This window comes from Streptomyces sp. Qhu_M48 (assembly GCF_051305195.1).
GTDB lineage: Bacteria > Actinomycetota > Actinomycetes > Streptomycetales > Streptomycetaceae > Streptomyces.
The window spans coordinates 3,499,564-3,522,687 of the sequence record NZ_CP195432.1 but is presented as its reverse complement, the minus strand read 5'-3'; the positions used below and the strand labels follow the sequence as shown (position 1 = coordinate 3,522,687).

The 23,124-nt window shown below is 73.1% G+C and carries 22 protein-coding genes; 9 read left to right on the top strand and 13 right to left on the bottom strand.

The window, feature by feature from the left end:
- Positions 1–73: 73 nt before the first annotated feature.
- The 7 genes from ACRRSS_RS16120 to ACRRSS_RS16090 all read right to left on the bottom strand — a co-directional run bounded on the left by ACRRSS_RS16120 (position 74) and on the right by ACRRSS_RS16090 (position 5,664).
- Positions 74–439 carry an RNA-binding S4 domain-containing protein gene (locus ACRRSS_RS16120; RefSeq protein ID WP_435971819.1) on the bottom strand — a complete coding sequence of 122 codons (366 nt, stop codon included), beginning with the start codon at positions 437–439 and terminating at the stop codon, positions 74–76.
- 17 nt (positions 440–456) lie between these two features.
- Entirely contained in the window at positions 457–957 is a 501-nt protein-coding gene (locus tag ACRRSS_RS16115) for a hypothetical protein (RefSeq protein ID WP_351903148.1), read from the bottom strand.
- Positions 958–1,124: 167 nt separating this feature from the next.
- Positions 1,125–1,517, bottom strand: a complete 393-nt coding sequence (locus tag ACRRSS_RS16110) for an ACT domain-containing protein (RefSeq protein ID WP_435971818.1) — start codon at positions 1,515–1,517, stop codon at positions 1,125–1,127.
- A gap of 34 nt (positions 1,518–1,551) precedes the next feature.
- The gene (locus ACRRSS_RS16105; RefSeq protein ID WP_435971817.1) at positions 1,552–2,718 is read right to left on the bottom strand and encodes a thiolase domain-containing protein; all 1,167 of its coding nucleotides are present in this window, start codon (positions 2,716–2,718) and stop codon (positions 1,552–1,554) included.
- Positions 2,711–3,769, bottom strand: a complete 1,059-nt coding sequence (locus ACRRSS_RS16100; RefSeq protein ID WP_435971816.1) for a thiolase domain-containing protein — start codon at positions 3,767–3,769, stop codon at positions 2,711–2,713. The genes ACRRSS_RS16105 and ACRRSS_RS16100 overlap by 8 nt, the downstream gene beginning before the upstream one ends.
- Positions 3,766–4,725 (bottom strand): Zn-ribbon domain-containing OB-fold protein, encoded by a 960-nt coding sequence (locus tag ACRRSS_RS16095; protein WP_435971815.1) that lies wholly within the window; start codon positions 4,723–4,725, stop codon positions 3,766–3,768. Before ACRRSS_RS16095 ends, ACRRSS_RS16100 begins: the two co-directional genes overlap by 4 nt.
- Positions 4,726–4,863: 138 nt before the next feature.
- Positions 4,864–5,664, bottom strand: coding sequence for a crotonase/enoyl-CoA hydratase family protein (locus ACRRSS_RS16090; protein ID WP_435971814.1), 801 nt, complete (start codon positions 5,662–5,664; stop codon positions 4,864–4,866).
- A gap of 185 nt (positions 5,665–5,849) precedes the next feature.
- On the opposite strand from ACRRSS_RS16090, the gene ACRRSS_RS16085 reads away from it, so the two are divergent.
- Positions 5,850–7,526 carry an acyl-CoA synthetase gene (locus ACRRSS_RS16085; protein WP_435971813.1) on the top strand — a complete coding sequence of 559 codons (1,677 nt, stop codon included), beginning with the start codon at positions 5,850–5,852 and terminating at the stop codon, positions 7,524–7,526.
- Between the two features lie 258 nt (positions 7,527–7,784).
- The gene (locus ACRRSS_RS16080) at positions 7,785–8,615 is read left to right on the top strand and encodes a pentapeptide repeat-containing protein (RefSeq protein WP_435971812.1); all 831 of its coding nucleotides are present in this window, start codon (positions 7,785–7,787) and stop codon (positions 8,613–8,615) included.
- Between the two features lie 38 nt (positions 8,616–8,653).
- On the opposite strand, the gene ACRRSS_RS16075 is transcribed toward ACRRSS_RS16080, so the two are convergent.
- Positions 8,654–9,520, bottom strand: a complete 867-nt coding sequence (locus ACRRSS_RS16075) for a GNAT family N-acetyltransferase (protein WP_435971811.1) — start codon at positions 9,518–9,520, stop codon at positions 8,654–8,656.
- A 197-nt stretch (positions 9,521–9,717) separates the two neighbouring features.
- Between ACRRSS_RS16075 and ACRRSS_RS16070 the strand changes: the two genes are divergently transcribed.
- The 4 genes from ACRRSS_RS16070 (at position 9,718) to ACRRSS_RS16055 (ending at position 13,578) form a co-directional block, all read left to right on the top strand.
- Positions 9,718–10,857 carry an AMP-binding protein gene (locus tag ACRRSS_RS16070; RefSeq protein ID WP_435971901.1) on the top strand — a complete coding sequence of 380 codons (1,140 nt, stop codon included), beginning with the start codon at positions 9,718–9,720 and terminating at the stop codon, positions 10,855–10,857.
- Between the two features lie 323 nt (positions 10,858–11,180).
- Complete coding sequence (locus ACRRSS_RS16065) at positions 11,181–11,492, top strand: hypothetical protein (protein ID WP_435971900.1); 312 nt, start codon at positions 11,181–11,183, stop codon at positions 11,490–11,492.
- Between the two features lie 136 nt (positions 11,493–11,628).
- On the top strand, positions 11,629–12,210 hold the full coding sequence (locus tag ACRRSS_RS16060) for a dienelactone hydrolase family protein (RefSeq protein ID WP_435971899.1): 582 nt from the start codon (positions 11,629–11,631) through the stop codon (positions 12,208–12,210).
- A 210-nt stretch (positions 12,211–12,420) separates the two neighbouring features.
- Positions 12,421–13,578 carry a hypothetical protein gene (locus tag ACRRSS_RS16055; RefSeq protein WP_435971898.1) on the top strand — a complete coding sequence of 386 codons (1,158 nt, stop codon included), beginning with the start codon at positions 12,421–12,423 and terminating at the stop codon, positions 13,576–13,578.
- Between the two features lie 6 nt (positions 13,579–13,584).
- On the opposite strand, the gene ACRRSS_RS16050 is transcribed toward ACRRSS_RS16055, so the two are convergent.
- Positions 13,585–14,154 (bottom strand): NADPH-dependent FMN reductase, encoded by a 570-nt coding sequence (locus ACRRSS_RS16050; protein ID WP_435971897.1) that lies wholly within the window; start codon positions 14,152–14,154, stop codon positions 13,585–13,587.
- Positions 14,155–14,261: 107 nt separating this feature from the next.
- Positions 14,262–15,842 carry an aspartate:alanine exchanger family transporter gene (locus ACRRSS_RS16045; protein WP_435971896.1) on the bottom strand — a complete coding sequence of 527 codons (1,581 nt, stop codon included), beginning with the start codon at positions 15,840–15,842 and terminating at the stop codon, positions 14,262–14,264.
- Between the two features lie 58 nt (positions 15,843–15,900).
- Here ACRRSS_RS16045 and ACRRSS_RS16040 point away from each other — a divergent pair, with 58 nt between their 5' ends.
- Positions 15,901–17,283: an NAD(P)/FAD-dependent oxidoreductase gene (locus tag ACRRSS_RS16040; RefSeq protein ID WP_435971895.1), complete on the top strand. Its 1,383-nt coding sequence runs from the start codon at positions 15,901–15,903 to the stop codon at positions 17,281–17,283.
- A gap of 27 nt (positions 17,284–17,310) precedes the next feature.
- On the opposite strand, the gene ACRRSS_RS16035 is transcribed toward ACRRSS_RS16040, so the two are convergent.
- Complete coding sequence (locus tag ACRRSS_RS16035) at positions 17,311–18,120, bottom strand: L,D-transpeptidase family protein (RefSeq protein ID WP_435971894.1); 810 nt, start codon at positions 18,118–18,120, stop codon at positions 17,311–17,313.
- 254 nt (positions 18,121–18,374) lie between these two features.
- Between ACRRSS_RS16035 and ACRRSS_RS16030 the strand changes: the two genes are divergently transcribed.
- Both ACRRSS_RS16030 and ACRRSS_RS16025 read left to right on the top strand, forming a co-directional pair.
- Complete coding sequence (locus tag ACRRSS_RS16030; RefSeq protein ID WP_435971893.1) at positions 18,375–19,454, top strand: NAD(P)H-dependent amine dehydrogenase family protein; 1,080 nt, start codon at positions 18,375–18,377, stop codon at positions 19,452–19,454.
- The gene (locus ACRRSS_RS16025) at positions 19,451–19,939 is read left to right on the top strand and encodes a carboxymuconolactone decarboxylase family protein (RefSeq protein ID WP_435971892.1); all 489 of its coding nucleotides are present in this window, start codon (positions 19,451–19,453) and stop codon (positions 19,937–19,939) included. The genes ACRRSS_RS16030 and ACRRSS_RS16025 overlap by 4 nt, the downstream gene beginning before the upstream one ends.
- Positions 19,940–20,135: 196 nt before the next feature.
- Here the strand turns inward: ACRRSS_RS16025 and ACRRSS_RS16020 are convergent, their stop codons facing one another.
- Positions 20,136–21,782, bottom strand: a complete 1,647-nt coding sequence (locus ACRRSS_RS16020; protein WP_435971891.1) for a GMC oxidoreductase — start codon at positions 21,780–21,782, stop codon at positions 20,136–20,138.
- A 181-nt stretch (positions 21,783–21,963) separates the two neighbouring features.
- The gene (locus ACRRSS_RS16015; protein ID WP_435971890.1) at positions 21,964–23,079 is read right to left on the bottom strand and encodes an asparaginase; all 1,116 of its coding nucleotides are present in this window, start codon (positions 23,077–23,079) and stop codon (positions 21,964–21,966) included.
- Positions 23,080–23,124: the final 45 nt, after the last annotated feature.

Here is a 23,124-nt window from a genome sequence, read left to right as displayed (position 1 = left end):
CGCGGACCGTGCGCCCTGGGGCGCGGGAGGCCGCCTCCGGGAGTCCCCGGGGGCGGCCTCGTACCGGTTCGTGTCAGGGGCGGCGGCCGCGCAGCCCGTCGAGCTCGCGGCGGTCCCGCTTGGTCGGTCGCCCGGCGCCCCGGTCCCGCACCGCGGCCACGGCGACGTGTTCGCGCGGCGGCGGGGGCGGGCTGTTGTCCACGAACGCCTCGGCGGCGACCGGCGGGCCGATCCGCTTGGTGTGCACCACCTTGACCTCGACGATCCGCTCCCGTCCGCCGTGGAAGAGCCGGACCTCGTCCCCGGGCTTCACCGGCTGGGCGGGCTTGGCCCGTTCGCCGTTGACCTTGACGTGTCCGGCCCGGCAGGCCGCGGCGGCCTGGGAGCGGGTCTTGGTCAGACGGACCGCCCAGATCCAGCTGTCGACGCGCGCGCTCATCGGCCCCCGCTCCCCCGTCAGCCCTGCTGGAACAGCTCGGCGGGCAGCGGCTTGAGCAGCGCGTAGAGGTCGTCGGTGATCGGCCGGTCCCAACTGGCGATCGTCACGAGGACGTTGTCGCTGCGGTCGAACTGGACGCAGGAGATGCGGCTCTCGGAGAGCTTGAGGCGGCGGACGATGAGGAGGTTGTCGCCCTGCATCACGGGGACGTCCTCGGTGTCGAGGACCTCGACCGGCTCGTCGTTCTCCAGGGCGGCGAGGAGCTGGGCCACCTCGAAGGGGATCTGGGTGTCGGCGAGCTCGCGCGCCGGCGAGCCCTCCGGCAGGTTGCCGATGATCATCGCGGGGCCGCGGCCGCCGAACAGGTCGTACCGGAGGAAGACGCCCTGGCAGGAGCCGTCGGGGGCGGGCAGCAGACCGGCGCCGAGGTTGCCGGGCCAGTCCCCCGGATCCATGGCCAGGACGTCGAAGTCCGGGCCCGCGGGAGTGGCGGCGCTACGGCGGCGGAGGAAGGACATACGGCCATGGTACGTGCCTCTGCGCGCGATGCGACGCGCCGGTCGGCGGGAGCCCCACGCCGCCCGGCGGGCGGGAAGACCTCGGCGGTCACCCGGAGCGGCCGACCGGTCGCGGAGGGCCCCCGCGGGACTCCGCGGGACTCCGCGCGGCGCGGTGCGTGGCCCCGTCAGCTCTCCGAGAGCCGCTCCAGGACCGTCAGCGCCTCCCTCGCACGCGCGTGCTCCACGAAGAGGTGGTCGTGGTGGAATCCGGCCACCACGTTGCAGCTCAGGCCCGCCTCGGCGAGCGCCCCGGCCACGGCGGCCGTCAGGCCGACCGCGTCGAGTGCGGAGTGCACCCGCAGCGTGATCCGGCCCGCCACGTAGTCGTACGGGAGGGCCGCGGCGTCCGCCTCCTCCTGGCGTACGACGAGGGTGAGCCCCTCGGGCTCGGCGACGGTGACCACCGGGGCGACCCCGTCCGGGGCGGGGCCGTCCACCGTGGTGAAGACGTAGCGGCCGGGGTCGAGCTCCGGCCGCATCCCGGCGAGGAGCCTGGTCAGATCACGTTCCGCGGTCATGGGCGCCAGGGTATGCGCCCCACGCGGTCGCCGGTCAGCCGGTGGGCGGGGTGTCTCCGACGAGCCACATGGCGAAGAACTGGGCGCCGCCCCCGTAGGCGTGGCCGAGGGCCCGGTGCGCGCCGTCGACCTGGTGCTCGCCGGCCTCCCCGCGCACCTGGAGGGCGGCCTCGGCGAAGCGGATCATCCCGGAGGCTCCGATGGGGTTGGTGGAGAGCACTCCGCCGGAGGGGTTCACGGGCAGGTCCCCGTCGAGCTCGGTCACCCCGGCCTCGGTGAGCTTCCAGCCCTCACCCTCCTCGGCGAAGCCCAGGTTCTCCAGCCACATCGGCTCGTACCAGGAGAACGGCACGTACATCTCGACGGCGTCGATCTCCCGGCGGGGGTCGGTGATGCCGGCCTGCCGGTAGACGTCGGCGGCACAGTCCCGGCCGGCCCGCGGGGAGACGAAGTCCTTGCCGGCGAAGAGGGTGGGTTCGCTGCGCATCGCCCCGCCGTGCACCCAGGCCGGGGGCCGGGGCGAACGGGCCGCGCCGGTACGGTCGGTGAGGACCATCGCGCAGGCGCCGTCCGAGGAGGGGCAGGTCTCGGAGTAGCGGATGGGGTCCCAGAGCATCGGGGAGGACTGCACCTTCTCCAGGGTGAGGTCGTGCTCGTGGAGATGGGCGTAGGGGTTCTTCAGGGCGTTGCGCCGGTCCTTGAACGCGACGAGGGAGCCGGTCGTGTCGGGGGCGCCGGTGCGGCGCATGTAGGCCCGGACGTGCGGGGCGAAGAACCCTCCGGCGCCGGCGAGCAGGGGCTGCTGGAATGGCACGGGCAGCGAGAGGCCCCACATGGCGTTGGACTCGGACTGCTTCTCGAAGGCGAGGGTGAGGACGGTCCGGTGGACGCGGGCGGCGACCAGGTTGGCGGCGACGAGAGCGGTGGAGCCGCCGACCGAACCGGCCGTGTGCACCCGGAGCATGGGCTTGCCGACGGCGCCGAGCGCGTCGGCCAGGTACAGCTCCGGCATCATCACGCCCTCGAAGAAGTCGGGGGCCTTGCCGATGACGACGGCGTCGATGTCCGCCCAGGTCAGCTCCGCGTCCGCGAGGGCCCGGACGGCGGCCTCGCGGACGAGTCCGGCGAGTGAGACGTCCCTGCGGGCGGCGACGTGCTTGGTCTGCCCTATGCCGACGACGGCTACTGGCTCTTTAGGCACGGGAGTCCCCTTCCAGGACGGCGACCAGGTTCTGCTGCAGGCAGGGGCCCGAGGTGGCGTGGGCGAGGGCCCGGTCGGAGTCGCCCCGGTGGATGCGGGCGGCTGCCTCGCCGAGCCGGATCAGGCCGGCGGCCATGACGGGGTTGGCGGCGAGGGCTCCGCCGGACGGGTTGACCCTCACCCTCTCGTCGAGGTGGAGGGCCTTGGCGAGCACGACCTCCTGGGAGGTGAAGGGGGCGTGGAGTTCGGCGGTGTCGACGGGCCGTTCGAAGGCTCCGGCGCGTTCGGCGGCGAGGCGGGTGGAGGGCGAGTCGGTGAGGTCGCGGACCCCGAGGGAGTGGGCCTCGACGCGATGGTCCAAGCCCCGGATCCAGGCGGGGCGGGCGCAGAGTTCGCGGGCCCGGTCCCCGGCGGCGAGGATGACGGCGGCGGCCCCGTCGCCGATGGGCGGGCAGTCCCCGGTGCGCAGCGGCCGGACGACGTAGTCGCCCTGGGGTCGGGCGCCGGGCAGTTGGGCGTGGGGGTTGTCCGTGGCGTCCCGCCGGCTGCGGGCGGCGATCGCGGCGAGGGCGGGTTCGTCGGTGTGCCCGGCGTCGACGAGCGCCTGCGCCTGGAGTGCGGCGAGGGCGACGGAGTCGGGCCAGAGCGGGGCGAGGTAGTACGGGTCGAGCTGGCGGGTGAGGACGTCGCGGACGGAGCCGGGCGAGGCCTTGCCGTAGGAGTACACGAGGGCGGTGTCGGCCTCGCCGGTGAGGAGCTTCACCCAGGCCTCGTAGAGCGCCCAGGCGCCGTCCATCTCGACGTGGGACTCGGAGATGGGGGGCCAGGCGCCGACGCCGTCGAGGGCCATGGTGAAGGAGAAGGCGCGTCCGGCGAGGTAGTCGGAGGATCCGGAGCAGGTGAAGCCGATGTCGGAGGTCTTCAGGCCGGTCCGTCGGAGGACGTCGTGCAGGACGGGCATGACCATCTCCACCTCGGAGAGGTCGTCGGTGCGTCGGCGGTGGTCGGTCTGGGCGAAGGCGACGATCGCCACCTCTCGGTCCGGCCTCACAGCAGCTCCTTGTAGGTGTCGTAGTCGGCGTCGGGCTCGCCGGTGGGCCGGTAGTGGTCGGGGTATCGGCCGTCCTCGCTCCACACCGGTTCGACGCGCAGGCCCATCCGGACCTGGTCGTAGGGGATGCCGGCGATGCGGCCGTGGAGGGCGAGCCCGGCGCCGTCGAGGGCGATGTGGGCGTAGACGTACGGCACGTCGATCTCGGCGTTCTTCGCCTTGATGTTGACGATGCAGAAGGTGGTGACGGTACCCGCGGGGCCGACCTCGACCTGGTCGGTGGTGGCGACGCCGCAGGTGGGGCAGGCACCCCGGGGTGGCACGTACACCTTGGTGCAGGAGGGGCAGCGTTCGCCGACGGTCCGGCGCTCGGCGAGCGCGTGCAGATAGCGGGTCTGGGCGCGGCCGGGGCTGTACGTGTAGTCGAGGCGCGCGGGCGCGACGATGCCGGTGACGGGATCGGCGAACAGGCCTTCGTGGGGCCGTGGTTCGGCCCCGGGGTCGCTGTCGTACGGCTCGAAGCAGGCGATGTCCGTGATGGCGCCGGAGCGTTCGGCGGCCCAGCGGACGCGGACCCTGAGGCCGGTGCGGACGGCTTCGGGACCGGGTGCGTCGAGGGCGTGCAGGAGGGCGGTGTCGGCTCCGTCGAGGCGGACGAGGACCCACGCGAAGGGGGTGGCGAGGGGCTGGTCCCGGCGGGGCTCGGGGTTCCAGGCCCAGGTGGTGACGGTGCCGGTGGCGGCGACCTCGACGAGGTCGCGGAGTTCGGCGGCGGTGGCGGGGTCGTACTCGACGGGCGGGACGAGCACCTCGCCGGCCTCGGTGCGCACCCCGAGGACGGTCCGTTCGCGCAGTCCGGTGAGGAAGGCGGACTGGACGGGGCCGAGGGAGCGGGTGAAGGGGAACTCCACGACGAGGGGGGCGCGGAGGGTCTCCGGCGGTGGGGTGGCGGTCATGTGCGGGCTCCTTGGTGGCGGTGGAGTGGGCGTGCGGTGGGGCCGCCGCGCGGGCCTTGTCCCGCGCCGCCGTGGTGCGGCCCGGCCGGCGTTCGGGGCGCGGGGGTCCGGGGCCGGTGCTCCGGCATCGGGAAGGCCTCACTCCCGGCGGTAGACCGCCGGCCGCTTCTCCGCGAACGCCCGCGCCCCCTCCTTCGCGTCCGCCGTGTCGAAGACCGGCCATCCCCGCTTGAGTTCGGCGGCCAGCCCCTCCGTCTCGGTCATCTCGGCGGTCTCGTAGACGGAGGCCTTGACGGCCTCGACGGCGAGCGGACCGCAGGCGTTGATCCGTTCGGCGAGGTCGAGGGCGGCGTCCAGTGCCGTGCCGTCGGGGACGACCCGTCCGACGAGGCCGATGCGGGCGGCCTCCTCCGCCGTGTACGGGCGGCCCGTGAGGAGCATTTCGAGGGCGTGGGTGCGGGCGATCTGGCGGGGCAGCCGGACGGTGGAGCCGCCGATGGGGAAGAGGCCGCGCCTGACCTCGAAGAGACCGAAGGTGGCGGAGGCGGCCGCGACCCGGATGTCGGTGCCCTGGAGGATCTCGGTGCCGCCCGCGACGCAGTACCCCTCGACGGCGGCGATGACGGGTTTGCGGGGCCGGTGGTGGCGCAGCATCGCCTTCCAGTGCAGGTCGGGGTCGGCCTTGAGCCGGTCCCGGTACCGCTCGCCCTCCATCCCCTGCCCGGCGAGGGCCTTGAGGTCCATGCCGGCGCAGAAGGTGCCGCCGGCGCCGGTGAGGACGACGGAGCGGATGCCGTCGTCGGCGTCGGCCTCCAGCCAGCCGTCGTAGAGGCCGACGAGCATCGGCAGCGAGAGGGCGTTCTTGGCGTCGGGCCGGTTCAAGGTGAGTACGAGCGTGGCGCCTTCGCGCCGTACGCCGAGGTGTTCGGTGCCACCCATGGGGGTCTCCCGTCTCCAGTTCTGGAACAGGTTGCAGGAGCCGGGGGTCCAGTTCAATACTTTTTCTGACACCCAGTCAGATTATTCCGCGCACCCTCTTCCTCTCGTAGCCGGTCGGCGCTCTAATGACCGCCGAGTCAGTGCGCACGCGTACGAGTCAGAGCGAACCGGGGTCAGGAGGAACGGTGGAGTACAACCTTGCCGACCTGTTCGAATCGGTCGTCGACGCGGTCCCCGACCGCGAGGCGCTGGTGTACGTCGACCATCCGGGGACGGGCGAGGAGCGCCGGCTCACCTACGCCGCACTCGACGCCGCCGCCAACCGGATCGCCCACCACCTCACCGACGCGGGCATCCGGGCCGGTGACCACCTCGGACTCCACCTCTACAACGGCGTCGAGTACCTGCAGACCGTCCTCGCCTGCCTCAAGGCGCGGATCGTGCCGGTCAACGTGAACTACCGGTACGTGGAGGAGGAACTCGTCTACCTCTACCGGGACGCCGACCTGGCCGCACTCGTCTTCGACGCCGAGTTCACCGACCGGGTCGCGGCGGCGCTGCCGCAGACGGAGAAGCTGCGGCACCTCGTGCGGGTGGGGACCCCGCCCGAGGAAGCCGCCGGCCTCGACTGCGTGCCGTTCACCGAGGCGGAGGCGGCCGGATCGCCGGAACGGGGCTTCGGCCCCCGCTCGGCCGACGACCTCTTCATCATCTACACCGGCGGCACGACCGGGATGCCCAAGGGGGTCCTGTGGCGCCAGGAGGACCTGTTCTTCGCCGGGCTGTTCGGCGGGGACCCCTCGGGCGAGGCGGTGAAGCGCCCCGAGGAGCTGGCCGAGCGGGTCGCGGCCGGCGGCGCCGGCATCACCTTCTTCCCCGCGCCGCCGCTCATGCACGGCACCTCCACCCTGACCGCGTTCATCGCCTTCAACTACGGGCAGCGGGTCGTCCTGCACCGCAAGTACGTCCCGGAGGAGGTCCTGCGCACCCTGGAGAAGGAGAAGGTCTCCAGCATCTCCCTGGTCGGGGACGCGATGCTGCGGCCGCTCGTCGACGCCCTGCGCGGGCCGCTGAAGGGCACGGACCTCTCGGCCCTGTTCAGCCTGTCCTCGTCCGGGGCGATCATGTCCGACACCGTACGGGCCCAGCTCCAGGAGCTGATGCCGAACGTCCTGCTCCTCAACAACTTCGGCTCCACCGAGTCCGGTTCCAACGGCCGCGCCACCGACGACTCCGGCCCCGCCAAGGGCTTCCGGCTGCACGTCAACGAACGCACCCAGGTCGTGGACCCCGCGACCCGCGTCCCCGTCGCCCCCGGCGACATCGGACGGCTCGCCCAGCGGGGCCACGTGCCGCTCGGCTACTACAACGACCCGGCGAAGACCGCCGAGACCTTCTTCGAGCGGGACGGGGTGCGCTGGGTGCTCCTCGGCGACATGGCGACCGTGGACGAGAGCGGGGTGGTCACCGTCCTCGGGCGCGGCTCCCAGTGCATCAACACGGGCGGCGAGAAGGTCTACCCGGAGGAGGTGGAGCAGGCTCTCAAGTCCCACCCCGACGTGTACGACGCGCTGGTCGCCGGAGTGCCCGACGCCCGCTGGGGCAACCACGTCGCCGCCGTCGTCCAGCTCCGCGCGGACGCCCCGCCGCTGGACCTGGAGTCGCTCCAGGCCCACTGCCGCCCCCGTCTCGCCGGATACAAGGTGCCCCGCCAGCTGGTCCTCGCCGACCGCATCCAGCGCTCCCCCAGCGGCAAGGCGGACTACCGCTGGGCCCGCTCGGTGGCGGTCGACGCGGACACGGCGGATCCGGCGGCGGACGCCGGCCGGGGCGTCTCCGCCGGATCGGGATCGGACGGGTAGGGCCTGTCCATCGGATCACGCCGGCCACGACTCAGGGCGCCCGGAGGCCGAACTCCCTGATCGCGGCGAGGAACGCGTCGGGCCGGTTCGTGTGGAGGAGGTGCCCAGCCTCGATCGTGACGAGGCGGGCGTCGGGGAGGGGGTCCGCCAGCCAGGTCGGGCGCCCGCGCGGTCCTCACCGGCTCCGGATGATCTTCGCAGACGGTTTGGCGGCGCGCGCGATACGGTGGAGGACCGTCCCCGACCAGCTGAGGAACCGTGTCCACCGTGACCGAGACCCCCGCCGCCGATGCCCTGCGCGGCGACTGCGCCAACTGCTTCGGTCTGTGCTGTGTGGCGCTGCCCTTCGCGAAGTCGGCCGACTTCGCCGTGGACAAGGCGCCCGGCGAGCCCTGCCGCAACCTGCAGGACGACTTCCGCTGCGGCATCCACACCCGGCTGCGGACGAGCGGCTTCCAGGGCTGCACGGTGTACGACTGCTTCGGCGCGGGCCAGCAGGTCTCCCAGGTGACGTTCGGCGGGGTGTCGTGGCGCGAGGCGCCGGAGACGGCGAGCCGGATGTACGACGTGTTCTACGTGATGCGCCAGCTCCACGAGCTGCTGCGCTACCTCACCGAGGCACTGGCCCGCCCGGCGGCCCGGCCCGTCCACGGGGAGCTGCGGACCGCTCTCGCCCGGGTCGAGGAGCTCACCGGAGGCTCGGCGGACGCGCTGGAGCAGCTGAGGGTGCCCGAGGTGCGCGCCGACGTGAACGGGCTGCTGCTGCGGACGAGCGAGCTGGTCCGCGCTGCGGCCGGCGGGAAGCCGAAGAGCAGGCGCGGGGCGGATCTGGTCGGGAAGCGGCTGCGCGGGGCGCGGCTGCGGGGCACGGACCTGCGCGGGGCGCTGCTGATCGCCGCCGACCTGACGGGCGCAGACCTGAGCCTCACGGACCTGATCGGCGCGGACCTGCGGGGCGCCGATCTGTCGGGCGCCGACCTGACGGGTGCTCTCTTCCTGACGCAGCCCCAGCTGAACGCGGCGCGCGGGAACGCCGAGACCCGCCTCCCGGAGGGTTTCGAGCGCCCCGCGCACTGGACGGCAGCCTGACGGGCGTCGTACGTGCGGCGCCCGACCGTCTCGGGCCGCTAACCGCCGTACGTGTACGGGGTCGTGGTGGAGAGTGTCAGGAAGCCGAGGCGCCGCAGGATCGGCCGGCTGGTCTCGGCCGCGTCGACGTGGACGTACCGGTGGCCCCGCTCCGCGGCGATGCGCGCGCGGTGGGAGACGAGGGCCCGGTAGAGGCCGCGGCCCCGCCACCCCTCGACGGTGCCGCCGCCCCAGAGGCCGGCGAAGTCGGTGCCGGAGCAGAGTTCGAGGCGGGCCGCGCTGACGGGTTCGCCCGCGGCGAGGGCGACGACGGCGGTGACGGTCTCCGGGTCGGCCGCGAGCCGGTCGAGGAGCTGGCGCCCGATGTCGGCGCTGTCGGCGCCGAAGGCGCGTTCGTGGACCTCGACCACCTGGCGGATCCCCGCCTCGTCGGTGACCGCGCGGAGTTCGACCCCCGCGGGCAGCGGTACGTCGTGGGGAAGCGCGGCGGCCTCGGCGACCATCAGGGTCTCGGGGTCCTCGGGCGTGAAGCCCGCGGCGAGGAGCCGGTGACCGAGGTCGGCGGGGGTGTCGTGCGCGAACAGCTTCCATTCGAAGGACAGGCCGGCGGCGCGGTAGTACGCGATCTGCTCGGCGATGACGCCGTCGCAGCCGGGGGCGTCGAGACCGGACCAGAGGACGCCGTTCCAGGCGTGCGCGGGTCCGGTCTGCCGGACGACGTCACCGACGCGCTCGACCCGGCAGCCGGGGCCGTCGGGCCGGGCCTCCCGGCGCAGCTGACGGTCGTAGAGGTCACGGAGGTGCCGGGTCTGCGGGGTCGGCTCGGTCGGCGGGTTCGGCCGGGTGCGCGGGCCGGGCTCGGTCCGGTGGCTTCGCTCGGTCCGGTGGCTCGGGTGGGTATCCATGCCGGTCACTCCAACACCCCTGCTCAGGGCCCGGCAACGGGATTTCCCGGACCGCCGCCGCCCGGGCGCCCGCGCGATCGGGGAAATGTTCCTCCGCCCCCTTGCCAAGCCCCGGGTCCCTCCGGATTTACTGGCCCGGAACGGGTCGACCGAATGATCGGTAGTCCGTTTTACGACCGTGGTGGAGGAGTGGCGCGATGACGGAACTGCTGGACAGCGGCGAACGGCTCGGTCGCGAGGAGCTGGCGGCACTCCAGCTGGAGCGGCTGCGCGCGACCCTGCGCCACGCCTACGAGAACGTGGACTTCCACCGGCGCTCCTTCGACGCGGCCGGTGTCACCCCCGACGACTGCCGCACGCTCGCGGACCTGGCCCGTTTCCCCTTCACCACCAAGGCGGACCTCCGCGACCACTACCCCTTCGGCATGTTCGCCGTCGACCAGTCACGCGTCCGGCGCGTCCACGCCTCCAGCGGCACCACCGGCCGGCCCACCGTCGTCGGCTACACCGAGGGCGACCTCGACCTGTGGGCCGACGTGGTGGCGCGCTCCCTGCGGGCGGCCGGGGCCCGGCCCGGACACAAGGTCCACGTGGCGTACGGGTACGGCCTGTTCACCGGTGGACTCGGCGCGCACTACGGCGCGGAGCGCCTCGGGTGCACGGTGATCCCCGCCTCGGGCGGCATGACGGCCCGGCAGGTCCAGCTCATCCAGGACTTCCGGCCCGAGATCATCATGGTGACCCCCTCGTACATGCTCACGCTGCTCGACGAGTTCGAGCGGCAGGGCGTGGACCCGCGGTCGACCTCCCTGAAGGTGGGCGTCTTCGGCGCCGAGCCGTGGACGGAGGCGATGCGGAAGGAGATCGAGGAGGCCTTCGCGATCGACGCGGTCGACATATACGGCCTGTCGGAGGTGATCGGCCCCGGGGTGGCACAGGAGTGTGTGGAGACCAAGGACGGTCTGCACATCTGGGAGGACCACTTCTACCCGGAGATCGTGGACCCGTTCACGGGCGAGGTGCTGCCCGACGGGGAGGAGGGCGAACTCGTCTTCACCTCGCTCACCAAGGAGGCCATGCCGGTCATCCGTTACCGGACCCGGGACCTGACGCGCCTGCTGCCGGGCACCGCACGGGTGTTCCGGCGGATGGAGAAGGTCACCGGGCGCAGCGACGACATGATCATCCTGCGCGGGGTGAACCTCTTCCCCACCGTGGTGTGCTCGGAGACGTTGAAGAACTTGGGGAGGGGGAGCGCGACGATCCGGCCGGTGGTGTCGTCGGCGACGAGTCCGCGGCAGCGGGTGGTCGCCGTGTTCCAGTGCTGGGCGTACTGACACGCGCGCGTGTACGTGTAGATCGACAGCGGCAGCCGGGGGTGGCGCTTGCGTGTGACGTGCCCGCCGGCGAGCGCGGCGGCGAGTTCGCCGGACGGCATCAGATCGTGCAGAGTCAGGGTCGCCTGGCTCATGGGGTCCCTCCCGGTTGTTCGGTGATCCATTCTCGGCCGGATCGGCCCGGGAGCCCAGCGAATATCGGTTCGGGCGGGCCTCGCGGGGGTGGTGTCGGGCTCCCGATCCGGGGCGTGTCGGTGGTGCCCCGTAGACTCGCCGTCTCCCCGTCGGTGACGTAACCGGCGCAGACGAAGGAAGCGAACTCCATGAACCACGCGGACGGCACGGCACCGATCTACGCCGAGCTCATACGGGAGCGGGGGGATGTTCCGGGTGACGTCCGCCAGGTCGCCGAGGAGGTCCTGCGGGAGCTGAGCCGGGTCATCCAGGTGCCGCCGCAGGGTGCCGGGGGGCCGCAGGGCGCCGTCGTGCACGCGGGGCACCAGGGTGCGGTCGGGCACGCGGGACCCCAGGGAGCCGTCGTCCACGCGGGTGTCGGCGGGCCGATGGGTGTCGGCGGGCACGGGGGTGTCGTGGGCCAGGCGGGCGCGGTCATGCCGCACCGGCCGATGCGCTGACGGACGCCCGGAGCCGGAAGCCCGGAGCCGGTCCACCGGCATTCCGGGCGTTGTCGGTGCCGTACGCCATGCTGCTTCCCGAACGGCTCGTGCCGCGATGCGGACGGGCTCCGTACGGTGAACTGGGGATGATGACATGGCCGAGGTTCTGCTCTTCCACCACGCGCTCGGGCTGACCGAGGGCGTCGGCGCGTTCGCCGGGGAGCTGCGGCGGGCCGGGCACACGGTGCACGTGCCCGACCTGTACGAGGGGCGCACGTTCACGGACCTGGAGGCCGGGGCCGGGTACGCCCAGGAGGTCGGCTTCGGCACGATCGTGGCGCGCGGCGAGCGGGCCGCCGCGGAGTTGCCGGAGGAGATCGTCTACGCCGGGTTCTCGCTCGGTGTGCTGCCCGCGCAGAAGCTCGCCCAGACCAGGGCGGGGGCGCTCGGGGCCCTGCTGTTCAGTGCCTGTGTGCCGGTGACGGAGTTCGGCGCCGCCTGGCCGGCGGGCGTGCCGGCGCAGGTGCACGGGATGGACGCCGATCCGTTCTTCGTCGACGAGGGTGATCTGGCGGCGGCCCGTGCGCTGGTCGCGGACGCGCCGGACCGGAGACTGTTCCTGTACCCGGGGAGCGGGCACCTGTTCGCGGAGCGCGGTGGGTCGTCGTTCGTGCCCGAGGCGACCGCGCTGTGCGTGGAGCGGGTGCTCTGCCTCCTGGACGGCGTCGGCCGCTGAGTCTCCTCGACGGCCCCGGGCGCCGGGGCTCCCCCGGGGACGGGGCGGTCGGGGTCGACCGTTCGGCCGACCCCGGGGTCGGCCGTCCCGCTGCCGGCCGGGAGCCGGCCGTCGGACCGTGCGGGGCCGGGTCCGGGCGGAGGATCGGTGTGGGGTGCGGGCCCGTCTGGCGACGGGGCCGCCCGTGTCCGCCGTACCGAGGAGTCCGCCATGACCACGTTTCGTCGCCCGTTCCGTGCCGCTCGGGTGCTCCTGCCCGCCGGAGTGGCCGCCGCCCTGCTCGCCGGGTGCGCGCAGGGCTCCGGAGGGGCGGTCTCCGCCACGAGCCCGGCACCGCCCGTCGGAGCGTCGCCCACCGCCGCGCCGTCGACGGCCGGTTCCTCCACCGCGGTGCCCGCGCCGGGCACGCTCCTGGTCACCGATTTCGGCTCCGACACGGTCACCTTCGTCGACCCCGCGCGCGGTGCCACGGGTTCCGTGAAGGTGGGCACCGCTCCGTACGGTCTGGTGGCCGGTGAGGACGGGCGGGCCTGGGTGGCGACCGCCGAGGGCGTCGCGGTGGTGGACACGGCGGCCCGGAAGCCGCTCGCGCTCCTCCCGTACGAGACGGACTCCGGGCCCGTGACCACGGGCGAGTACCGGGGCGGCGGCATGGGCGTCGCGCTCGCGCCGGACGGACGGCGGGTGTACGTGGGGGTCAACGTTCCCGGGGGGAACGGCACGCTCGAGGTGATCGACACGGCGGCCCTGCGGGTCACGGACACGGTGCCGGTCGGCCGGCGGCCCTTCGACGTGGACGTGTCACGGGACGGCGCGGAGGTGTACGCGACGAACCACGACTCCTTCGACGTCACGATCGTCCCGGCGGGGACGCTGGAGCCGCGCCGGGTGGAGGTCGCCCCGTACGGCACGGAGGGCGGGCTCGGTTCCTGGCTCAAGCCGCACTACACGGCAGTACGGCCCTCGGACGGAAAGCTGCTGCTGCCCTTCGAGGGCGAGCGCCTCGCGGTGGTCGACCCCCGGACGGGCCGCACGACGATCGAGCCGATGACCGCGAACACCCACCAGCACGGCGCGACGGTGACCGCCGACGGGACGCTCCTGACGGTGGGCACCGGCCCGATCGACCCGGCCGAGGACCGCGGGCCGTCGCTCACGGTCCGGAGGCCCGGCGGCGCCGAGCGGGTGTACCCCCTGGAGGGGCCGCACGAGACCGTGGCCGTGTCGAAGGACGGGCGCACCGCCTATGTGACCGGTGGCTTCACCCGGGACGGCTCCTGGGACGGCCTGAGCGTCGTCGACCTCGACACGGGTGACACCCGTCGGCTGGCCGCCGGCTCGCGGCCGCTGGGGATCGTGGTCCTGTGATCCGGTTCAACGCTGGGGCAGGACGGTGAGGACCCGCTCGATGAAGGTCTTGAAGTCGGCCATGAAGTCGGCCAGGAACTGCTGGGTCGTCGGGTCGGTGACCTCGCCGTCCTCGGTGAAGAGCCCCGGGACGAACTGGATGTAGGCCTCGGGGGCGTTCATCTGCGGGGAGTTGCAGAAGCTCAGCACGGAACGGAGGCTCTGCTGGGCGACGGCGGTGCCGATCTTGCCCGGCGAGGCGCCGATGACGGCCGACGGCTTGTGGGTGAAGGAGTTGGTGCCCCAGGGGCGGCTGGCCCAGTCGATGGCGTTCTTGAGGCCGCCGGGGAGGGACCGGTTGTACTCGGGCGTCACGAAGAGGACGGCGTCGACCGAGGCGATGGCCTCCTTGAGGGCCCGGCCCTCGGGCGGGTAGTCGGCGTCGAAGTCGTGGTTGTAGAGCGGGAGGTCCTTGATCGGGATCTCCTGGAACTCCAGGCCCGGCGGCGCCACGCGGAGGAGGGCGCGGGAGAGGATCCTGTTGATGGACGTCGCAGAGAGGCTGCCGACGAAGTAGCCGACCTTGTACGTGGTCATGCGTGCTGTTCCGCCTTCCGGGAAGGTGCCCTGCGGCCGCGAGGCCTTCGGCAACGTAACCCGGCCCCCGCGTCCCTGCGACCGGAGCACTGGAGCACCGCCGGGTCTCAGAGGCCCACGATCAGCTGGATGCAGACGATCTTCACGAGGATGGCGAGGGCGAACAGGGTCGCGTAGCCGGTGTTGACCCGGCTGTCGGAGACGCGGCTGTTGGCGTAGGCCGTGATGGCCGGGTTGCCCACGTATCCGGCGAGCAGCCCCATCGTGCGGGGCCGGCTCTGGCCGAGGAGACGGGCGACGAGGAGCATCAGGGCGTAGCTGAGCACGGCGGCGACCAGGAGGACCGTGAGGAGCTTGAGGCCGAAGAGGGAGAAGGCCTCGCGGCGGAAGGCGTACCCCGAGGTGAGGCCGACGCAGGCGAGGAAGATCAGCAGGCCGATCTGGCGCAGGGTGAGGTTGGCGCGGGTGGGCAGGACCCAGACGAGGGGGCCGGTGCGCCGCAGCCGGCCGAGGACCATGGCCATGACGAGGGGCCCGGCGGCGGTGCCGAGGGAGAGGACCGTGGAGCCGATGGTCAGTTTCGGGATGCCGATGAGGAATCCGGCGGCGAGACCGAGGCCCATGCTGACGGCGCTGACCTCGCTGACCTTGGCCTCGGTGTCGCCGAGGTAGCCGGTGACCTCGGCGGTGCGTTCGCGGGGCATGACGACGCGGACCCGGTCGTCGAGCTGGAGGAGCAGGTCGTCGTGGGCCAGGAGGTCCTGGTCGCCGCGGCGGACGCGGGTGGCCCTGGCCCCGTAGCGGTCGCCCAGGCCGAGTTCGGCGACCGTGCGTCCGGCGAGGTCGGGGTTGGTGAGCAGGATGCGGCGGTAGTCGACCACGTCGCGCCGGTCGAGGAGGTGGCCTGCGGCCCGGGTGCCGAGCGCCTCGGTCCCCGCGGTGACGGCGTCGGGGCCGCCGACGAGGACGACCTGGTCGCCCGGGACGAGGGTGTCGAGGTCCTGGGCGACCCGGGGCGTGTCCCCGTGCGGGTGGTGGACGCTGGCGAGGAGCTGTCCGCCGGTGGCGCCGGGCACGTCGGCCCAGCGGACGGCCCGGGTGACGTCGACGGTGCGGGTGACGAGCTCCTTGGGGAGGCCGGTGCCGGGGTCGCGGCGGCCGGGCCAGTTGCGGGCGGAGGCGACGGCCGAGACGAAGAGGATGGTTACCACCACGGCGAGGGGGTAGCCGATGGCGTATCCGGTGGCCGGTTGTGCCGGATCGGAGGACCCGGCCTGGGCGGCGGCGAGGCCCGGGGTGGTGGTGCCGATGCCGGCGTAGCCGCCCGCGAGGTAGGGGCCGTCGATGCCGAAGACGGTACTGCCGAGAAGACCGACGGCGAGGGCGGTGACGACGAGTGCGGCGACGGCTCCGGTCATCACGGCCAGTTGCGGCCGGAGTTCGCGGAAGAAGGCCGGTCCGGCTTCGAGGCCGACGGTGTACACGTACAGGGCGAGGCCGAGGACGGAGAGTCCGGCGGGCACGGCCGGGCCGATGTCCGGGTCGAGCGCTCCGAGCAGCAGACCCACGAAGAGGACACCCGCGGCGCCGAGCTTGACCGGACCGAAGCGGACCATGCCGAAGAGCGATCCCGCCGCAATGACGATAAAAAGGGTGAACCACGGATAGTCAGCGAAAAATTGCCACATGGGCTCACTCAGCCATAAACCCAGGCATATTGCACGCTCATACGGAAGGGCGGACAGCGTGACTCGACCGAGGATTCTCGTGGTGGGCGCGGGATTCGCCGGAGTGGGCTGTGTACGGAGGCTCGAACGGCGACTGGCGGAGCGGGAGGCGCTGATCACGCTCCTCTCACCGTTCTCGTACCAGCTGTACCTCCCCCTGCTCCCCCAGGTGGCGGCGGGGGTGCTGACCCCGCAGTCGGTCGCGCTCTCGCTGCGGCGCAGCAGCCGGCACCGGACCCGGATCGTCCCCGGCGGCGTGGTCGGGGTGGACACGGCGGCCAAGGTCTGCGTGGTGCGGACCATCTCCGGCGAGTACGTGATGGAGCCGTACGACCATCTCGTCCTCGCGCCCGGCAGCGTGACCCGCAGCTTCGACATCCCGGGGCTCGCCGAGCACGCGCGCGGCATGAAGACGCTCGCGGAGGCCGTGTACATCCGGGACCACGTCATCGCCCAGCTGGATCTGGCGGACGCCAGCAACGACGACGAGGAGCGGGCCGCCCGGCTGCGGTTCGTGGTCGTCGGCGGCGGCTACGCGGGGACGGAGACGGCGGCCTGTCTCCAGTTGCTCACGCACAACGCGGTCAAGCGGTACCCGCGACTCGACCCCGACCTCATCAAGTGGCACCTGGTGGACATCGCGCCGAAGCTCATGCCGGAGCTGGGCGACAAGCTGGGCGCCGCCGCGATGGACATCCTGACCCGGCGGGGCATCGAGGTCTCCCTCGGCGTCTCGGTGGCCTCGGTGGACGAGAAGACGGTGACGCTCACCGACGGGCGGGTCCTGCCGAGCCGGACGCTGATCTGGACGGCCGGGGTCGCGGCGAGCCCGCTGATCGGCACCCTGGGCGCGGAGACCTTCCGCGGGCGGCTCGTCGTCTCGTCGGAGATGGCCGTTCCGGGGCTCGACGGGGTCTGGGCGCTCGGGGACGCGGCGGCGGTGCCCGATCTCGCCAAGGGCGAGGAGGGCGCGATCTGTCCGCCGACCGCCCAGCACGCGATGCGGCAGGGGAAGGCGGTCGCCGACAACCTGGTCTCCACGCTGCGGGGCGAGCCGACCCACTCCTACGTCCACAAGGACCTGGGTCTCGTGGTGGACCTCGGCGGGATGGACGGGGTGTCGAAGCCGCTGGGCGTGGAGCTGCACGGCATGCCGGCGCAGGCGGTGGCCCGCGCCTACCACTGGGCGGCGCTGCGGACCAACGTGGCCAAGACCCGGGTGATGACGAACTGGCTGCTGAACGCCGCCGCGGGCGACGACTACGTACGGACCGGGTTCCTGGCGTCGAAGGCGGGGACGCTGCGGGACTTCGAGTACACGGACGCGTATCTGACGCCGGAGCAGGTGCGGAGCCACACGGCCTCGTTCCGTGGGGCGGTCGGAGCCGGGGGCGGGAGCTGAGGTCACACGCGCGCGTGGGGTCCGGGGTCAACGGGTGAGTTCGGGTGTGGGTCCCATGACCACGACGGGGTCCCGGGCCGGGTCGAGGGCGCGGATCAGCTCGCGCAGCGCCTCGCGCTCCAGGGCGACGCAGGCCTGGGTGGGGCCGCCGTGGTCGACGTGGATCCAGACGCCGCCGCCCTTCTCGGAGCCGAGCGGCCGCTCCTTGTCGAGCGGGGTCCGGCCGGGCACCCGGTTGTAGTCGATGGCGACCACGTGGTCGAAGGAGCCCTCGAGGGGTTCGCCGGCGAAGCCCGTGCCGCTGATGGCGAACTCCTCGTCCTGGTCGTACGGGAGGCGGGTGCCGGGGTCGGGCAGCCGGCCGCCCGCGTCGCCGATCCGGAACACCCCGATGGGGGTGCGCAGGTCGCCCGCGTGGTGGTCGGAGGTCCAGCCCCGGAGCGCGTTGCGGGTGGGCCACGGTCCGGCGGTCGGGGTCCAGCGGCCGACCGGGTCCCGCGCGTAGAGGGTCGCGGTGGACAGGTTGTCGTCGGCGGTGGCGCCGGTCACGACGAGTGCCTGGGTGGTGTCGTCGGGGACGAGGGCCTGGGTGGCGGGGCCGACGCCGGGGAGGCGGGGGGCGGGGGCCGGTGCGGAGGAGAGGCTGTTCGCCGCCCGGCCGGGCGGGCCGGCCGCGGGGCGGTGCGGTACCGCCTCGGACCCCGCGTCACCGGCGGGGGTGGCCGCGGCGGATGTCGTGGGGGTGGGCGGCGTCGTGCTCGCGCACCCGCTGAGCAGCAGCGCGGCGCAGAGGGCGCCGACGCTCAACAGTGCGGGGGCGCCCTTGTGGACGGACATGGCGGATCCTCCTGGCCGGGGGCGGTGCGGCGATCCGTACCCGTTCGGCGCGCGCCGTTGCCGCGGTGCCGGTGCCCTCACCCGTACGGCCGCGCCCACCATGGCCGTACCAGGTCCGGAGGCGGTCCGGCCCGTGGGCGGCACGGGGCCGTTCGCGGCGCGGCAGCCGGTCCGCCCTCGCCGGATCTGACGATTCGTCAGATCATCGCGTCACAGGTCTGGGAACCTTCCGGGCCCGGCGCTACCCTCCGCGCATGATTCGGACGGTGGTGTGGGGTACCGGAAATGTCGGGCGGGCGGCGATCCGAGCCGTGGACGCCCATCCAGGGCTTGAACTTGCGGCCGTGCTGGTCTCGGATCCGGCGAAGGTCGGCCGGGACGCGGGACGGCTCGCCGGGCTCGGCCACGATCTCGGGGTGGTGGCCGTCGACGACGTCGGCGCGGTCCTCGACGGACGGCCGGGGGCGGTGGTGTACGCGGCCTCCGGCGACACCCGGCCCGACGGGGCGCTCGACGACGTGGCGCGCGCGGTGCGGACCGGAGCGGTGGTCGTCACCCCCGCGCTCTATCCGCTGTACGACCAGCGCAACGCGCCGCCCGAGTTCCGGGACCCGGTGCTCGCGGCCGTCGCCGAGGGGGGCGGTTCGCTCTTCGTGTCGGGGGTGGACCCGGGCTGGGGCAACGACGTGCTGCCGTTGCTCGTGAGCGGGCTCGGCAGCACGGTGGACGTGATCCGCTGTCAGGAGATCTTCGACTACTCGACGTACGAGCAGGAGGAGTCGGTCCGCGACCTGATCGGGATGGGCCGGCCCCTGGAGTACGAGCCGCCCATGCTGCTGCCGTCGGTGCCGACGATGGTGTGGGGCGGTCAGGTGCGACTGATGGCCCGCGCGCTCGGCGCCGAACTCGACGAGATACGCGAGACGGTGGACCGGCGCCCGCTGGAGTCCACCGTGAAGACCCGGACCATGGGCGTCTTCGAGGCGGGCACGCAGGGCGCGATCCGCTTCGAGGTCCAGGGGATCGTCGGCGGGGAACCCCGGATCGTGATCGAGCACGTGACCCGTATCCACCCCTCCTGCGCGCCGGACTGGCCGGTGCCGCCGGACGGCGCGGGGGCCCACCGGGTGATCGTCGAGGGCAGTCCACGCATCGAGGTGACGGTGGCGGCGACCGCCGAGGGCGAGAACCGGTCGGCGGGCGGGAACGCCACGGCGGTGGGCCGGCTCGTCGGGGCGATCGACTGGCTGGTGGCGGCGGAGCCGGGACTGTACGACGCGCTGGACGTGCCGTTGCGGCCGGCGGTCGGGAAGCTGGGAAGGAGACCACGGTGATCATCGACATTCCCGAGGGCCAGGAGCCGATCGGGTACGTGTGGGGCGACATGGTCCCGGAGATCGGGACGGCCGCGGCGAACTTCTCGCTGTCGGTGTACGCCCATACGACGCTGGGGCTGCGCGAGTTCGAGGCGGCGCGGCTGCGCATCGCGCAGATCAACGGGTGCGGCTTCTGTCTGGACTGGCGTACCGACCGGGACGGCGAGAAGGTCGAGGAGGGCTTCGACGAGGTCGTGGCGGCCTGGCGGGAGACGGAGGTCTCGGAGACCTTCGACGAGCGGACGCGGCTCGCGGCCGAGTACGCGGAGCGGTACGCGCTGGACCACCACGGGCTGGACGAGGAGTTCTGGGACCGGATGACGGCGCGGTACAGCCAGGCGGAGATCGTGGAGCTGACGATGAGTCTGGGCTCGTGGCTGGCGTTCGGTCGGCTCAACCGGGTGCTGGGCCTCGACACGGTCTGTGTGCTGCCGACGCACTGAGCCCCTTCTCCGGGCCGCCGGCGCACTGAGCCCCGTCTCTCGCGGGGCGGGCGTACGGCCGGGGAGCGCTTCCGGGGCGTACGGGCAGGGACCCGCTTCCAGGGGCCCGCTGTACGGCGCCGTACGGAGCGGCGTGACGTGCGGAAAGGGCCGACCGGGTCGTCGGTCGGCCCTCCCTCGCGGGTGGGCCCCGGGCTCAGAAGTCCTCGGCGACGATGCGTTCGATGTTGCGCTCGGCGAGGGCCGTGATGGTGACGAACGGGTTGACGCTGGCGTTGCCGGGGATCAGGGCGCCGTCGATGACGTACAGCCCGGAGTAGCCGTGGAGCCGGCCGTGGTTGTCGGTCGCGCGGCCGAGGACCGCGCCGCCGAGCGGGTGGTACGTGAGGTGGTCGCCCCAGATCTTGTACACCCCGAAGAGGTCGGTGCGGTAGATCGTGCCCTCCTTGCGGTTGATCTTGTCGAAGATGGTCTTCGCCGCGTCGATGGAGGTCTGCTTCCAGGCCCGGTCCCAGCTCAGGTCGACCTGGCCGGTAACCGGGTTCCAGGTGAACTCGGCCCGGTGGGGCGTCTTGGTGATGGAGAGGTAGAAGGAGGCGTAGGTCTCGATGCCGGTGGGCAGCGGGGCGACCTCGGCGAAGGCGCCGCCCGCGTCCCAGTTGTCGATGCCGGCGGTCGGCATGGCCGACTGGAGCTTGCCGGTCGGGTCCCACATGTGGTTGGCGCGCCCGCACATGACGTTGCCGTTGTCGCCCCAGCCCTTGCCGATCTCGTCGTTGAGGGCGGGGAGCGCGCCGGTGGCCCTGAGACGGGTGAGGAGCTTGCTCGTGCCGATGCTCCCGGCCGCGAAGAAGACCTTGTCGGCGGTGACGGTCTTGCTCGCGAGGGTGGCGCCGGTGGTGTCGATCTGGTCGATGGCGACGGTGTAGCCGCCGCCGGACGCCGGGGTGACGGAGGTGACCTTGTGCAGCGCCGAGACCGTGACGCGCCCGGTGGCCGCCGCCTGGGCGAGGTAGGTCTTCTGGAGGGTCTTCTTGCCTGCGTTGTTCCCGTAGATGACCTCGGCGTCGAGGGCCGACTTGGGGACGGCTCCGGCGGCCTCCTGCTTCATGTAGTCCCAGTCGTAGACGTTCGGGACGAAGACGAAGGGGAAGCCGGAGCGCTGGGCGTGCTTGCGGCCGACGCGCGCGTACTGGTAGCAGGCGGCGCTCTCCCACCAGGACTCGTCGACGGCGGTGACGCCGAGTCCCGCGTTGGCGCGCGGGTAGTACGTGGAGTACATCTCCGCCGCGTCGACGGTGGGCAGGATGGCGGCGAAGTTCTCGCGGCGCGGGGTGACGGCCATGCCGCCGTTGACGAGGGAGCCGCCGCCGACGCCCCGGCCCTGGTAGACGGTGATGCCCGCGAAGTCCTCGGCGTCGAGGATGCCGGTGTGGCGGGGGACGTCCTTGTCGAGCGGGAAGCCGAGGAAGTTGCTCAGGGGCTGCTTGGTGCGGGTCCGCAGCCAGAAGGAACGGTAGTCGGGCCGGGTGGTGTTGGCGAAGATCTTGCCGTCGGGCCCCGGGGTGTCCCAGGCCATGCCCATCTCGACCATGTGGACGTCGACGCCCGCGCGGGCCAGGCGGAGGGCGGCGACGGAGCCGCCGTATCCGGTGCCGATGACGAGAGCGGGGACACGGGTGCCGCTGGGGATGGGGGTGTTGGTGAGGCGGGGTTCGGCGGCCTGGGCCGGGGTGCTGTGGCCGATGAGGGCCGCGGCACCGAGAACAGAACCTGTTCCCGCGAGGAATCGACGGCGACTGACGCCACCCATTCCCCTTGTGGGCAGGGGGTGTTCACTCATGTGATGTTCCTCACTCGCGAGGGAATGGGAACATGTTCTACTGGCGCGGATCGGGGAAGTCACGAGAAACCGACGGGTAACTTCCCTGCGCCGGAACGGACGGGGACCCCGGAGATGGACGCCGGCTCGCGGGCGGGCTGGGGGGCGCCGCCCGCGAGCCGGGGTTCTGTGGTGCGCCGGGTCAGGCGCGGGCGGCCACGGCCGAGGCCGAGCGGGAGCCGCCGGTGGCGAGGGCCGGTTCCGCGCGGACCGGTCCGTCGAGGAGGCGGCGCAGGAGCGCCGTGCTGCGGGCGGGGTCGCCCGTGCCGCCGTCGGCGAGGAGCGTGGCGAGAACGGCGATCCGCGCCTGGGCGGCCCGGAGGGTGCCGGTGAGGAGCGCCCCGGCAGCGACGAGGTCGACGGCTCCGCCGCCGGTGTAGATCTCGGCCAGCGGTCCGGCCGGGACACGGGTGGTCACGGCGACGAGGACACCCTCGGCGACCGCGTCGGCGACGGCGGCCGCGATCTCGGGCGTGGCGTTGCCCGCACCGGTCGCGACGAGGACGATGCCCCGGGCACCGGCGGCGACGGCCGCGTTCAGGAGGAGGGGGTCGCCGTCGGAGTGGTGGGTGACGATGGCCACCCGGGGCAGCGTAAGGGCGTCGGGCCCGGTGCCGGCGGGGTCCGCCTTGTACGCGGCGACGGGGAGCGGCAGGGGCGTCGGGCGCTCCGGCTGCCGTTCGATGTCGACGCGGGAGAAGCCGACGCGGCCCAGGCGCTCGGCCGAGGGGTCGGAGAAGGCGTCGGCCGCGAGCGTCTGGGTCTTCACGGTGCCGCGGGCGGCGTGGACGCGTCCGTCGAAGACGACGAGGACGCCGAGGTCACTGACGGTGGAGGCGACCTGGAGCGCGTCGTACAGGTTGCCGGGGCCGTCCCCGTCGCCGGTGCCGAAGGGGCGCTGGGCGCCGGTGAGGACGACCGGGCGGGAGTCGGTGTGGTGGAGGTCCAGGAGGAAGGCGGTCTCCTCCAGGGTGTCGGTGCCGTGGGTGATCACGATGCCGTCGACGCCGGGGTCGGCGAGGGTCTCGTGCACGGTGCGCAGGAGAGCGAGCTGGTGGGCCGCGGTCACGCGGGAGCTGTTGACGTTGAAGAGGTCGACGACCTCGACGGTGACGCCCTCCGGGAGGGGCGCGGTGGCCAGGACGTCGCTGCCGGAGGCGTCGGCCGCGTACCCGGTGCCCTGCCAGCGGCTGGCGATCGTGCCACCGGTGCTGATGACGACGATCCGGCGCGCTCCTTCGTGGTTCGTCCGCTTCATCACTGCCACCCTCGCTCCGTACCGAAATCACCCTGCTTGGCAACG